Below are 13,935 nucleotides of genomic sequence, written 5' to 3' on the forward strand. Positions count from 1 at the left end.
TGGTTTTACCCCTCTTGATGTCTCTATCGTAACGATTTGTTAAGCCATTTTAATCTTCTCAACTGTCGTGGTGTCCGTCCGTTAAAGTACGGTTATCGATAATTCTTACCCTGTGACGGGTTTTGTGCCTTGGTACAAATCAGGCAGCAGACAGCTTAGCAGCCGATAATTTCTTAAACTGCGTACAAGTAACTTTACTCTTGTGGTGAGGCATAAAATCCCAAATGGTTGCCAACAGGACGCTCGCGCATCGGTATTCTTGTATGTATTGGAGCATTTAACACCCTTGAGCCCTGATTTGTTGACATCACCAGCGTCGTTGAACCGCCTCCATCCAAGTTGAGTGCCGCATAAACACCCAGATCCGTGACAATTTTTCTCAATTCAGCAATTGTGATTCCTTCGCTGTAAAGTGGTTGCTTCCCGTCTACCGCAATCAGCCACAGTTTTGTACCTTCCCGATTGACCGCAGCTGCAACACGCGGGTACGGCTTATCATCAGCTGAGTTATTATCGTTCGCCCCTTGGGCGGGTACTTGTGCGATCGCCTGACCGCCATCAACCAAAATCTGGTCACCTGCAACACCATGAGCTGTCCCCTCAGGACACTTCTCAGTTTTCAAGATTTGAACACGATTTTGGGCTGAAAAGCACAACACGGGTCTATTTGCTTCAGGTGCCGAATAACGATTTCCATTGGAAATAGCCTCGCCTATAGGATATGAAGGATCACCACTGTGAGGATAGTAGTCCCAAGGGGATTTTTCGTGGAAATGATGGAAATAGCTGGCATTAATTGCCAATTGCAGCTTAAATTCTTTAAGAAAATCAGACGTTTTCCGTGCGCTCGTTTCTCTATCGCTTGGTTTTGGTGCTCCTGGAGTAACGAGTGGCTTAATTCCTGATGTTTTTAAGTCAATCGTGACGATATGGAGCATTGCTGGGCGTGGTGTCGAGAGAGCATGACGTTTGTACACAATTCCACGAAACAAGACTTGCTCCATATCCGTCCGAGAGGGACGTAGCAAACACCGCCAACCGTAGAACATCAGTGGTGATAATACTAAAGCCAGTAGACCGATCCCAGTAGCTAGCAACAATCGCCGTGTGTAAACTTTGTATCTATAATGCATTGCTTGATGGAAGTACAGCTTTTCTTTGGCGATAGTGCACCTTTAACAGTTACCAGTTATCAGTTATCAGTTATCAGTTTCATCCTCCGGGGGAAACACCACACACCAAGAGCACAGAAAGCGTTGGTGTCAGTACAACCACACCATACGCCTGATCACTGTTCACTGTTTTAATGCCAATTTCTCAGTTACAAATTGACACAATAATGAAGAGTTCTCTACCCAGTCTACTTTGTGATTAAGAATCGTCAATCTCAAATTGACTTTGTTGTTGTGTCAGGAGTTTTTCAAATGCAATAAAGCCCAGTAGCAAGAAAGCAACTGAGCTTTTTGATCCACGAAGAACTTGTGTTATGGGCTATTTGGGTAAAACATCAGATGGAACGTGCTGAGTTCCACCCCAAATCATTCTGCCACCCGTTTTTTCGCTACCTGCCATTGCTGGACGAACATTGTCGTACACCTCAGGATATTTCGCTTGTAGTTGAGCATCGCTCAGTTGAGCATCCAAGACAGTACCGTCTTGAGCTTTGACTGTGTATGATAGCCCCTTTGGACTATTATGGATGGTAATCACGCGATCGCGCATAACCAAAGTGGTTAAGGGTTGTTGCTCAGAAGCGCGTGTTGCAGTGGAAAATACTACGCTGAGCACTAGGAGGACGAGAGTGGCTACTGAAATCCGACGCATAAATATATCCTCAAACACCTAGCATTAATTTAGCGCTAATTACCAAGAACTGCATATTACGCGTATATAATCTATTGCGAGAAAAAAAGTTGCAATTTTCCGGAACAGATAAACCTCTGGTTGTAGATATTATTAGTTGACTCATTTATAACTGAACTTCTATACGAGCCGCAGGGGATATAACCCCACTACTATTAAAAACCCGGTTATGATAACCGGGTTTTTGGCTTGACACTCCCCTGAGTGCCGTAGCTGGTGTGACTTAAAGGAAAAGATTGCCGAAAATTAAAGGATAAGCTTGCCGCAGTAGAGGCTGAAAGTCCTATTGTTTCAATTGGTGATGAACTGCTTGCCGAGTTAGATTAAATAATAAATTTGCCGTGAGTTCAGAAATTTAAGTTAAAGCTTGCCGTGAGTCCAAACAATAGATAGAGAAAAATGCCCTCTGTACAAGAGTTTGATGACTAGCATCAGAGCGATCGCCATTTTTGGTTCGTGATCAAATCGACGTTCATCCTATACTGCGTAAGGCTTTGGTGCATTTTTCACGTTTTTGGAGAGTGTAGATTTACCGTAAAGCTAGTCAGGCTCTCAATTCGGCAAGCTTTTACTTTAAAAAACGGCAATCTTTTCCTTTAAGTCACAGCTGGTCATTTTATGGTTCACAATTTGGGTCATTTTATGGTAAAAGTCACAATTAGTATGGGTATGAAACGGTATCTTCTATAAACATTAAGAAATAACAAATGTGCGCCATTCGATTCCATGCTCAGGTAAGCGATGTCTTGCGATAAGCCGCAGAAGCGTTTATGCCTGTGGCTTATTATTAGGTAATAGTTGCTTCAGTCCCGCTCAATTTATACTTTTAATTGCTTATGCGTCCTCGCCAAGAAATTACGGATATGTTCTCAACATTCGTGCAGTTGGAAAGAGGTAGATTCAGCAAATGGTTGACTGATCCCAAACTGTATAGAAATATCCAAAATCACTTGGAGCGTTCGTCATCAGCACTTAAATCAGAAAACTTTTGGGCGCTTTACTGGCATAAGCACTGGCAAACTCAGTCTCATAACCTTGCCAGAATGCATTTGTTAGCTTATTTACAAGAACCATGTTACTGGGTTGCTTCAAAAACAGTTACTAAATTTACTCTTAGCCAATACCAGCTTGCTGATTACTTCCAAATGGCGATCGCTGAAGTCGAAACAATTCTTAAAGACTTCAATCCGGAAAAATGCTGTAGTTTAAAAACCTACGCCATTATGGCAATTTCCAGTCGGCTGAAAGATATTTTACGCCAACGTAAGGAAGCTGATTTTTGCACCAACTGGGCATTGTTACGCAAAGTGAGCAAAAAGCTGCTCCTAGAAGCTCTTGAGCAAGCTGGATTATCACAAAGCGCAATTGCCCAATATCGCTTAGCCTGGACTTGTTTCAAAGAATTGTATGTCCAGAAGCAATCTGGAGGTACCAGTAAATTACCAGAACCGAATCGTCAACTCTGGGAAGCTATTGCCAACCTCTACAACCGCGAACAACAAAGCCAACTCACTCAATCTACTGGGCAATGCAACGCACAGACAATTGAACAGTGGTTAACGCAAACAGCTCTCTACGTGCGTGCTTATCTGTTTCCACCTGTTAAATCTCTAAATGCTTTCAAGCAAGATGATGATACTACAGTAACGTTTGATTTACCAGACCCATCCTCTGACTCACTAATGGCTGATATGATAGCCCAAGAGGATGTCCAAAATCGACAAAACCAAATATCTCAGATGTCTGCTGTATTGTTAAAAGCTTTACAGACGCTGGATGTACAAACCCAAGAAGCACTTAAGCTTTACTACCAACACGGACTCACTCAGCAGCAGATTATGCAACAGTTGCTCTGGAGTCAGCCTACGGTGTCTCGCAGACTGGTTAAAGGTAGAGAATCAATGCTTGCAGCACTTGTTAAGTGGAGCCAGGATTTGAATATTTCTGTTAATTCCAACCAAATTAAAGATATGAGTCTTGCTTTGGAAGAATGGTTGAGAAATCAGTATGGTGAGTATAACATAAATCCGTAATTTTCACAAGGTAGTAAAAATGACTTGCGCGTTTGCAGATCCAAGAGAATGGTTGTTAGAAATATCACCAACAATTCAGGCGCAATCCTGGCAGCAAAGCCAGGTTTATGCCACGCCTAGCAGTCGTTGGTGCGCTTACATAAATCAAATTTGTCTTTATGCCTTCTTAGATTGGATCTCAACTGAAGATTTTCCCAGCGCGAGTGTTTGGTACAGTTTCCCTGGTACGCCAGCTTTTTGGGAATTTGTCAATGGCACAGCAATTTTGTTAGAGGGGAGGCGAGTCGTGTTGCTCCCCAGTGAGGCAATTGATGATAGCGAGTTAGAAGTCCCTCAGGAATGGGTAGATATTCCTAGTTGGGCAGCAGACTATTATTTAGCAGTGCAAGTCAAACCGGATGGGGAGTGGGTACGAATTTGGGGTTACACAACCCATACCGAACTGAAATCTCTGGCTCACTATGACTCAGTGGATAGGACTTATTGTATAGATGCACGGCATTTAACAAAAGACCTCAATGCTTTCTCTTTGAGCTATCAATTTTGCAAAGGAGAAGAGATGAAAGCGGGTGTAGCTCCTTTACCACAATTATCCACCGAGCAAGCAGAAAATCTTGTGCAACGGTTAGGCAATGCCTCTTTTCGTTTCTCTAGATTGGCAGTGCCATTTACAACTTGGGGTGCGCTACTAGAGAATGAGCAGTGGCGGCAGCGCTTGTATCAAAAACGGCAGCAGACACAATCTTCCCAAGTGCAAGTAAATCTCAGTCGTTGGCTGGAAGGTATATATGATAGTGCTTGGCAAGCAATAGAGTCATTTTTTGAGCCAAATTCTAGCAGTCTAGCTTTTAATTTTAGGAGTAGCTCTGGGTTAGGTGTTGGTAGTATCAAACGAGCCAAGCTCATTGACTTGGGAATGGAAATAGAGTCTCAAAAAGTCGTGCTATTAGTTGCCTTGATACCAGAGTCTAGCCAACAAGTTAGTATTCGCGTGCAACTTCATCCTGCCAATGGAGAACTTTATTTACCTGTTAATATCAAATTAGCTTTGCTTTTAGAGTCAGAGGAAATCATTCAGGAAGTGCAAGCAAGAGAACAAGATAATTACATACAATTGAAACGCTTTGATGGAGAAGTAGGAGAATATTTTAGCATCCAAGTTGCTTTTGATAGTTACCAGATAACAGAAAATTTCGTTATTTAGTCATTAGTTATTAGTTATTAGTCATTAGTCATTAGTCATTAGTCATTGGTCAGAGCGTTAATTACAACTGAACTACCGTGACTAACACGAGCGGGTATGGGTAGGGATTCTAGAGAGTCTTAGCTTGTTGACTCTTCAGCATCCCAATTACCATATGGCTCTTGGACAAATGACAACTAACCCTTCGGGTTCGCCAGTCACCTGCGGAGGGAAACCCTCCCGCAGTGCTGGACTCACAACTCACAACTACCAAACAACAAATGAGTAAGCTAGTTGTCTTCAGCTTGTTGGGAGGAGACTTAAATCAAGGATTTCCTGTTGTCACGGCTCAACTTTGGCATCATAACCAATTATTTAAAATAACAGGGAGTCTACCAGCAGTACCAGAACTTTGCGAACTCTACAGAAGATGGAAGTTACTCTACGAAGCTGTCCATCAACGTTTGGGCACCAATCAACGTATAAAAGTGCATTCACAAGATATTACTAATATTTCTGTAAATGACTTCGAGGAAGTGTGCCATCAGTTACAAGCACATATCAATGCTTGGTTGAAATCTGAATCCTTCCAAAATATTGAATGACAGTTAAGAACTCTACTCAATCGTGATGATGAAATTAGAGTTATTATTGAAACAAATATAACTTTACTGCATCGGTTACCTTGGCATCTGTGGGATTTTTTTGAGCATTACCCTCTAGCAGAATTAGCTTTGAGCAATCATGAATATGCATCTCCTCAGGTAGTGCTAAAATTTACCACAGATAGAGTCAAGATTTTAGCGATTCTCGGTAACAGTTTTGGTATTGATATTGATAAAGACCGCTCTTTGTTGCAAGGTTTAACAGATACTCAAACTACGTTTCTTGTCGAACCAACACGGAAAGAACTTGACGAGCAACTGTGGAATCAGGATTGGGATATTCTGTTTTTTGCAGGACATAGCGCTAGTATTGCAGATGGGGATATCGGCGAAATTTACATCAATCAGACAGAGAGTTTAACAATTTCCCAATTTAAGAATGCACTGAAAACAGCTAAGCTGTTCCACATCTAACTTGCAATAACAGCATTACCCTTATTGGGAGCATCCCAATGCATGCAAAAACATGTTTGTCCGCAGCGAGGCAAGTGGCGTTCATTAGTCAGAGCGTCAGAGCGTTAATGACAAATGGCTGCTGGACAAATGACAACTAACCCTTCGGGTTCGCCAGTCACCTGCGGAGGGAAACCCTCCCGCAGTGCTGGACTCACAACTCACAACTACCAAACAACAAATGAGTAAGCTAGTCGTCTTCAGCTTGTTGGGAGGAGACTTAAATCAAGGATTTCCTGTTGTCACGGCTCAACTTTGGCACAATAACCAATTATTTAAAATAACAGGGAGTCTGCCAGCAGTACCAGAACTTTCCGAACTCTACAGAAGGTGGCAGTTACTGTACGAAGCTGTGCATCAACGTTTGGGGAGCAATCAACGTATAAAAGTACATTCACAAGACATAACCAATATTTCTGTGAATGACTTCGATGATGTGTGTCATCAGTTACAAGCACATATCAATGCTTGGTTGAAATCTGAATCCTTCCAGAATATTGAACGACAGTTAAGAACTCTACTCAGTCGAGATGATGAAATTAGAGTTATTATTGAAACAAATATAACTTTACTATATCGGTTACCTTGGCATCTGTGGGATTTTTTTGAGCATTACCCTCTAGCAGAATTAGCTTTGAGCAATCATGAGTATGCATCTCTTCAGCTAGTGCGAAAATCTACCACAGATAGAGTCAAGATTTTAGCGATTCTCGGTAACAGTTTTGGTATTGATATTGATAAAGACCGTTCTTTGTTGCAAGGTTTAACAGATACTCAAACTACGTTTCTTGTCGAACCAACACGGAAAGAACTTGACGAGCAACTGTGGAATCAGGATTGGGATATTCTGTTTTTTGCAGGACATAGCGCTAGTATTGCAGATGGGGATATCGGCGAAATTTACATCAATCAGACAGAGAGTTTAACAATTTCCCAGTTGAAAAATGCACTGAAAACAGCAATTACACGCGGTTTAAAACTGGCAATTTTCAACTCCTGTGATGGCATTGGTTTGGCGCGAAATTTGGCTGATTTGAACATTCCCCAAATGATTGTGATGCGGGAAGGGGTGCCAGATTTAGTCGCACAGGAGTTTTTGAAAAACTTTCTTGTCGCCTTTGCGGGTGGGAAGCCATTTTATCTGGCTGTGCGAGAAGCGCGGGAAAGACTTCAGGGATTGGAGAATGACTTCCCTTGTGCTAGTTGGTTACCAGTCATCTGCCAAAATCCTACAACTGTTCCGGTAACTTGGCAAGAACTGCGCGGTGGTTGGGATGACATTGAGACTCGCGGCGAAGTTTCGACAAAGAGCAGAATTTCGACCCCAAAGACCAAAAGCAGAATTTCGACTCCAAAGTGCAAACTTTGGACTGTACTACTTAGTAGTGTTATTGTGACTCTTTCAACAATAGGTCTGAGATATTTGGGGGTTTTTGAGAAAGCTGAACTGCAAACCTTTGACCAAATGCTACTCCTGCGACCAAAGGAAGACTTAGATCCAAGATTGCTCGTTGTTGAAATCACTGAAAAAGATATTCAACCCCGACAAAAGATGATTCAAGGACTGAAATCGATTTCTGATAGTACGTTAGCTCAATTACTCAACAAATTACAAAAGTATCAACCGCGAGTCATTGGATTGGATATTTATAGAGATTTTGCTGACCCCCCAAATAAGTCAAAGCCGATACAACTTGCTACTGAACTGAGCAAAGAAAATGTGGTAGTTGTCTGTAAAGGCAGAGATCGTAAACACGATCCTCAAGGTGTTAAACCTCCGAAAGAAGTACCTGAAGAACGTCAGGGTTTTACCGATGCAATCCAAGATCCAGATGGTATCGTCCGTCGCCAAATTTTGATGATGCGACAAGAGCCTTCGTCTCCTTGTACAACGCCTTACTCACTTTCGTTGCAATTGGCTGCTCGTTATTTATCTTACGAAAATATTCAACCTGATTTAAATGAAGATTATGTACAGTTTGGTTCTAAAGTATTTAAACGCTTAAAGCCTGGTCGGAGTGGTGGCTATCAACAAGGAGTTGATTTAGGCGGAATTCAAATACTTATTAATTATCGTGATGTAGATTACCAAAGAGTTTCTCTTGAAGATATATTGAGTGATAAAGTTAACTCTGATTGGCTCAAAGATAAGGTAGTTCTCATTGGGGTGACAGCTAACACTATCAGCGATACTTGGTCAACTCCCTACTCTGCTGCACAGCAACCTTACCAGGAAATACCAGGCATATTTATACAAGCGCAAATGGTCAGCCAAATTCTGAGTGCAGTTTTAGACGAACGTCCAATTCTTGGGGTTTTGCCTTTCTGGGGCGATATTGTTTGGATATGGGGATGGTCGAGTGTGTGTGGTTTGATTGTTTGGCGTATGCGTTCGCGCTCTGCGCGGCTCCCTTTGGGAGCATCGCTACTCGATAAGGGATGCGCCATATTTGCGACAGTTATCATTTTATATGGAGTTTGTGCGTTCGCCCTTGGCGGGGCTTTGCCCATCGCCCTTTGGGCAGCTCCCTCTGGGAACATCGCCATTTTAAAACAAGGGGTATGGTTACCATTTATTCCCTCAACTTTTGCTGTGGTTGCAAGTGGTGTTGTTATATTGTTTATCCAACGCCGTCGAGAATTTTCCACTGCTACCCACTCTTTACGTGAATAAAAATATCAGGGCATACCAATTACAGCGGTTTTCAAGTAAATAAACCACGGGGTAGGGCACGGCAATCCCGTGCCCCTACAAAATCTGTGGTTCAATGAGCTGAAAATAGCTGTAATCAGTAGAGAGGTTTGTGCTTAGACAAGCAAGGTGAGTAAACAAACCTGATCTTTTGTCCTTATCTCTGGTAGTGAAGACGCTAACTGGAATATTTAACAACTTAAGAAGAATGCAGAACGCAGAACCGCAGCGCGAGGATATCCCCACAAGGGGAATCCGGGGGATTTGCGAGGTGGAAAAATTTTCTTTTTCTCCACAAATAAATTCGGGGGCACGCCTACCAATACGGCTGTACGAGAACTCTTGATTTATGACGAGAAAACGCGTTTAATATTCTGACGAATGATTAGTAGCGGATGATTCTTTCTTGGTCACAAATCAGCAATCAATCTTGCCTTCCTCAAAAAGAATTGGAGTACAGTCTCTTCTTTGGAAATAATATCAGCTCTACCCTCCATCCCTACCTGAATTTGACACTGGTTTTTACCCTTGCCAAGAGATAGAACTTCTGGCTGAATCGTCACCTCATAGAAAGTACCAACTGCGCCCCCCTGCTGACTTGAACCTGTTGCAGCAGCAGTTGCAGTCGCACTATTATTTTGAGGTTTAATGGTATCTTCAGAAATCTGGCTGACGACACCTTTAAGAGTGCCGTAATCTGTATAAGGGCAAGAAGAAACCCGCAAAAGTACTTTTTGACCTTGTTTCAACTTGCTTTTCTCCTGGGGTGGTACTGCTGCCTTGACTACCAAAGGTGCATTACTGGGGACAATTTGAGCGATTTCCTCTCCAGAACGCACAGTTTGACCAGGGTTCCGCAGATTGAGTTTTGATATTATACCATCTGATGTGGCAGTTATGGTAGTTTGGCTGAGGTCAATTATCACTTGTTGGAGTTCACGGGAATCTCGCTCTAGCTGTTTACTTTTTTCAAACTTTTGCTGGATGAGGGCTTGGCGTTCTTTGTCTAGTGTCGCGAGAGTGGCTTTTCCTGTGGCTTGTTCTCGGGCAATGGTTTGTTGGGCGATCGCCACTTCTGCTTTACTAGGATTAAGAGCAGCTTGAGCACGTTGCCATTTTGCTCTAGCAGCCAAAACTGCTTGTTTTTGCTGCTCAATCGCTTGAAGTTGTACCTCAATTGCTGCTTGTTGCACCTCAACAGCTGACGATTGTTGGTCAACGACGAGTTGTGCTTCTTCCAATTGATTATAAGAAAGCGCTCCTTGTTTGGCTACGCTCTGATATCGGTTCCGCTTTGATTTGGCTGCATTTAACGCAGCTTGGCTTGACTTGAAGTTCGCTTGCGTTGATTGTAATTGTGCTTGTGCTTTTTGCAATTCCGCCTCGGCTTGCTTTAAGTTCGCCTCGGCTTCTTCTACATCTTTGTTGCTGGTAATTTGCCTGTCTCGATAATCGCGACTGCGGCGACTGAGTTCAGCGACTGCTGAATCAACAGCCCCCTTGGTACGGTCAGTTTCTGCTGCTATCTGGTTATTAAGAGCACTAATTTGAGCGTTGATTTGAACAATTTGTAACTCGGCTTGCTGGATATTGCTTTGTAGTTGGCTCTTTTTGGTTTGCAGGCGAGAGTCATCGATAGTTGCAATCTCTGTTCCTTTTTTGACAACTTGATTTTCTTTGACGGATATGTGCATAACCTGACCCTCAGTCGCAGCTTGCACAATCCGCAATTCACCTGCCGGACGGACGAGTGCTTGTGCTTTAACGGTGACTTTGTATTTAGCGACAGAAGCAACGATGATGCTGATTCCCAAAATACCGACCATCACCAGTCCGCCCATAGTAACCCAGGAACTCATTGGTGGGAGAAATTCGTTGTCTTGAACTGGGGGAGGCAGAAAGTCTGAGTTGGAGTTACTAATCATAATTCAAGTTAGTTTAACAGTTATCAGTTATCAGAGTAGTAGGGTGGGCACTGCCACTAAAACCTTCATATAGTGGGGAGGATCTGACTGGCAGTGCCCACCTTACCTGTGTTTCAAAAATCCAATAGGATTTCTATATCAGTTATCAGTTTCATCAATGGGTTTAACTAATTGCATGGAATTTTCCGTTAGAATGAGAAATAGAAGCTTTCATCATCAAACCATTCGTTGGTTGAGCAACATCGTCTAAAAAGTCTAAGTGGTCGCCTCTTTGATGACGCAGTTCCTCTGGTGTGCCTTGGATTTTTAAGCGTCCTTCCTCCAGCAGGACAATCCAATCGGCTCGCTGGATGACTCTGGGGCGGTGACTAATCATAATTGTGGTTTTGCCTCGTCGGTGGGAAAGCAGTTGATCTAGTACTTGAGCTTCACTCACCGGGTCGAGAGCACCAGTGGATTCATCTAAAATAAGTACGGGAGGGTCAGTGACTATTGCCCTAGCTATGGCTAATCTTTGCTTTTGACCGCCAGAGAGATTCGCACCAAATTCTCCTAAAACAGTTTGATATTTGTCAGGCAATTTACTAATAAATTCATCTGCACCAGCAATCTGGCAAGCTTCGACAATTTGTTTAAAAGTAACTAAAGGATAACTAAAGCGGAAGTTGTCAATGATGGAACGACTCCAGAAGTGAGCTTCTTGAGGCACGAGTACCACCTGCTGTCGCAGACATTCCACAGAAAGGTCTTGCTGATTGTACATTCCATAGCGGATATTGCCAGACTGGGAGGAATATAAACCAGCAATCAATTTGGCGAGGCTACTTTTGCCACAGCCAGATTTACCAATCAGGGCAATGACTTGACCACCTGTGATAGTTAGGGAAAAATCTTGCAGGAGGTCAACTCTACCTGCATGGTGGAAGTTGAGGTTAGTGCAGGTGATGTCTGCGTTACCAGCTATCTCTGCAATCGGCTTTTTCAAGTCATTTTCGTCTTCTGGGGTAGCATCTATCACTTCTGTCAGGCGTTGGACGACAATTTGAGCAGTGATAAATTCATTAATTAGCCCAACTACAGACCCCAGGAAGCCAAGAAAACTGCCACTCATGCCGTTATACGCCAGCAGTTGTCCGATGGATAATGTTTGATTAATCACCAAGTGCGAGCCGAACCAGAGTAAGGCAATATTCGTCAAATTGGAAAGAATACCAGTAATTGTGCGGCTGTAAAGTCCTAGCTTCATCGTAGTCCAGCCTAAGTTAGCAAGGCGACCAAAATTTGTTTGATACTCTTGCCAAGCTTGTTCTGTGGCTTGGGTGGTTTTGAGGACTTGAACACCGCGAAAGGTTTCGACTAGAAAGCCTTGGTTTTCTGTGCCTTTGACAATAAGGCTGCGGGTTTTCTGGCGCAAAGCGGGGAGAAAAAGCAGGTTGACGAGAGTGACAATGACAAAGGCGGCGAGGGAACCTAGAGTGAGTTGCCAACTATAGAAGAGCATAAAGCCCAAGGAAACCAAAGCCACAAAAAATTGACTGGGTAAACCGAGGACAATTTTGGAAACGAGGGCATTGATGGTATGAACATCGGCAATGCGGCTAACAACTTCCCCACTGCGACGTGCTTCAAAATATGATAGGGGTAAGCGCAACAGTTGTCGTCCGTATTCTAGAATAAGTCCGTATTGCAAGCGTTGCCCAAAATGACCAATCAGGTGAGACTGTACCAAACCAATAGTACTTTGGAATAAGTTCATGGCAATGACTCCAATTGCCACGGTGGTGAGCAGTTGGGTATCTCCTCGCACGAGTACGTCATCGGTGAGGAGTTGCATCATTAAGGGAGAGGCCAGGGACAAAAGCCCAATGGCAAAGTTGATGGCGATCGCCTGAACCAAAAGATTGCGATATGGCATAACACGTGCAATAAAGCGCCCAAAACCGCCAATTTTATCTTCTGGTTGCTCATAGAAGCGGCTGTCGTCTGGCATCAGCAGCAGCATAACGCCATCACTCCAACCCGCGATTAACTCCTTGGAGGTGAGGTACAAGATGCCGACGGCAGGGTCAGAGATGACATATTTTTTCCCCTTTTTCCCGTATAATACTACCCAGTGGTAGCCTTTCCAGTGAATGATGGCGGGCATTGGGACTTCATTCAATTTTTCAAGCAGTTCTGGAGTGGCTTGGACTTGACGAGCATGGAATCCTAGAGTTTCTGCTCCTCGTCTCAAACCTAGTAGTGTGGTTCCCCGTGATCCGGTGCCGACTGCTTCACGCACCCGACTAATGGCAAAGGTGCGCCCGTAGTGTTTGGCAACAGTGGCAAGACTTGCAGCACCACAGTCTTCCTCACTGTGTTGGAGAACAACCTGATATCTCATGGTAAAATTAAATATCTATGAAAAAATAAGGAGCGAAAGCAACCTCGCCCCTTGGAACTGGGAGAAAAAGCGTTACTCAGCTAAAAGCGAAGGTGAGAGCGTTTTTTCTCTTTTAGTTTTGAGGACTTAAGTTTCAAGAATCACAATAGATGAGATCGGATCGTTGAAAGTGTTAGCTCAACCTACCCGATCCTCTCGAAGGATGTGATTGAATCATTTATACCTAGACCAATATTTGGATAAAGTCCTGGTCCCAAATCGGCAAAATCACCCTGAAATTGAGGATCTGTGTAGAATCTCCAAAGACCCTCGTTGACTACAATCGAGCTAATACGGTCATTTGCATCGTCGCCCACATATGGAGTACCATCGTTTGTCTGCAATAACAGGTTGCTAAAATCGCTGTCATCGTAGACTTCCAATGCAGCACCGCCAGAAACAGCAGCAGCAGTTTCATGGGAAAGGTCTTGCACAGCATCGATGCTGTAAAGGTCTTGGGTTTGGTTGTTGATGTTAGACATTCTTTTTCTCCTGAGTTTCAGATTGTGTTTGAACTGAAGGTAATCGCTTGTTTGCCTTTCCTCTGATTCTTAATTGGTAGCAGTGAGATAAGTTTATTCACTGTTGGGAATCAGAGGTTTTTAGCTTTGCCTTCTGATTCTTAATTGGTAGCAGTGAGATAGGTTTATTCACTGTTGGGAATCAGAGGTTTTTAGCTTTGCCTTCTGATTCTTAATT

The 13,935-nt window shown here is 43.3% G+C and carries 10 protein-coding genes; 5 read left to right on the top strand and 5 right to left on the bottom strand.

Translation table 11 applies throughout. From position 1 onward, the window contains the following. Positions 1 to 194 precede the first annotated feature (194 nt). Together ACM0OZ_RS25450 and ACM0OZ_RS25455 are read right to left on the bottom strand one after the other, a co-directional pair. Positions 195 to 1,133, bottom strand: coding sequence for a phosphodiester glycosidase family protein (locus tag ACM0OZ_RS25450; RefSeq protein WP_414585612.1), 939 nt, complete (start codon positions 1,131 to 1,133; stop codon positions 195 to 197). A 358-nt stretch (positions 1,134 to 1,491) separates the two neighbouring features. Further along, positions 1,492 to 1,824 carry a hypothetical protein gene (locus tag ACM0OZ_RS25455; protein ID WP_414585613.1) on the bottom strand — a complete coding sequence of 111 codons (333 nt, stop codon included), beginning with the start codon at positions 1,822 to 1,824 and terminating at the stop codon, positions 1,492 to 1,494. 875 nt (positions 1,825 to 2,699) lie between these two features. Here ACM0OZ_RS25455 and ACM0OZ_RS25460 point away from each other — a divergent pair. The 5 genes from ACM0OZ_RS25460 to ACM0OZ_RS25480 all read left to right on the top strand — a co-directional run bounded on the left by ACM0OZ_RS25460 (position 2,700) and on the right by ACM0OZ_RS25480 (position 8,871). Beyond that, a complete protein-coding gene (locus ACM0OZ_RS25460; protein WP_414585614.1) occupies positions 2,700 to 3,896 on the top strand; it encodes a sigma-70 family RNA polymerase sigma factor in 1,197 nt (398 codons plus the stop codon). 19 nt (positions 3,897 to 3,915) lie between these two features. Continuing rightward, positions 3,916 to 5,100, top strand: a complete 1,185-nt coding sequence (locus ACM0OZ_RS25465; RefSeq protein WP_414585615.1) for a DUF1822 family protein — start codon at positions 3,916 to 3,918, stop codon at positions 5,098 to 5,100. 260 nt (positions 5,101 to 5,360) lie between these two features. Next, on the top strand, positions 5,361 to 5,684 hold the full coding sequence (locus ACM0OZ_RS25470; protein ID WP_414585616.1) for a hypothetical protein: 324 nt from the start codon (positions 5,361 to 5,363) through the stop codon (positions 5,682 to 5,684). A gap of 129 nt (positions 5,685 to 5,813) precedes the next feature. After that, positions 5,814 to 6,158, top strand: a complete 345-nt coding sequence (locus tag ACM0OZ_RS25475; protein WP_414585617.1) for a hypothetical protein — start codon at positions 5,814 to 5,816, stop codon at positions 6,156 to 6,158. Between the two features lie 220 nt (positions 6,159 to 6,378). Next, the gene (locus tag ACM0OZ_RS25480; protein ID WP_414585618.1) at positions 6,379 to 8,871 is read left to right on the top strand and encodes a CHASE2 domain-containing protein; all 2,493 of its coding nucleotides are present in this window, start codon (positions 6,379 to 6,381) and stop codon (positions 8,869 to 8,871) included. Between the two features lie 428 nt (positions 8,872 to 9,299). Here ACM0OZ_RS25480 and ACM0OZ_RS25485 read toward each other — a convergent pair whose 3' ends face one another. The 3 genes from ACM0OZ_RS25485 to ACM0OZ_RS25495 form a co-directional block, all read right to left on the bottom strand. Next, a complete protein-coding gene (locus tag ACM0OZ_RS25485) occupies positions 9,300 to 10,814 on the bottom strand; it encodes an HlyD family efflux transporter periplasmic adaptor subunit (protein WP_414585619.1) in 1,515 nt (504 codons plus the stop codon). 163 nt (positions 10,815 to 10,977) lie between these two features. Beyond that, a complete protein-coding gene (locus tag ACM0OZ_RS25490; protein ID WP_414585620.1) occupies positions 10,978 to 13,197 on the bottom strand; it encodes a peptidase domain-containing ABC transporter in 2,220 nt (739 codons plus the stop codon). A gap of 182 nt (positions 13,198 to 13,379) precedes the next feature. Then, the gene (locus ACM0OZ_RS25495) at positions 13,380 to 13,718 is read right to left on the bottom strand and encodes a beta/gamma crystallin-related protein (RefSeq protein WP_414585621.1); all 339 of its coding nucleotides are present in this window, start codon (positions 13,716 to 13,718) and stop codon (positions 13,380 to 13,382) included. Between the last annotated feature and the right edge of the window lie 217 nt (positions 13,719 to 13,935).

Source organism: Scytonema sp. PCC 10023 (assembly GCF_963920835.1).
Lineage (GTDB): Bacteria > Cyanobacteriota > Cyanobacteriia > Cyanobacteriales > Nostocaceae > Kalymmatonema.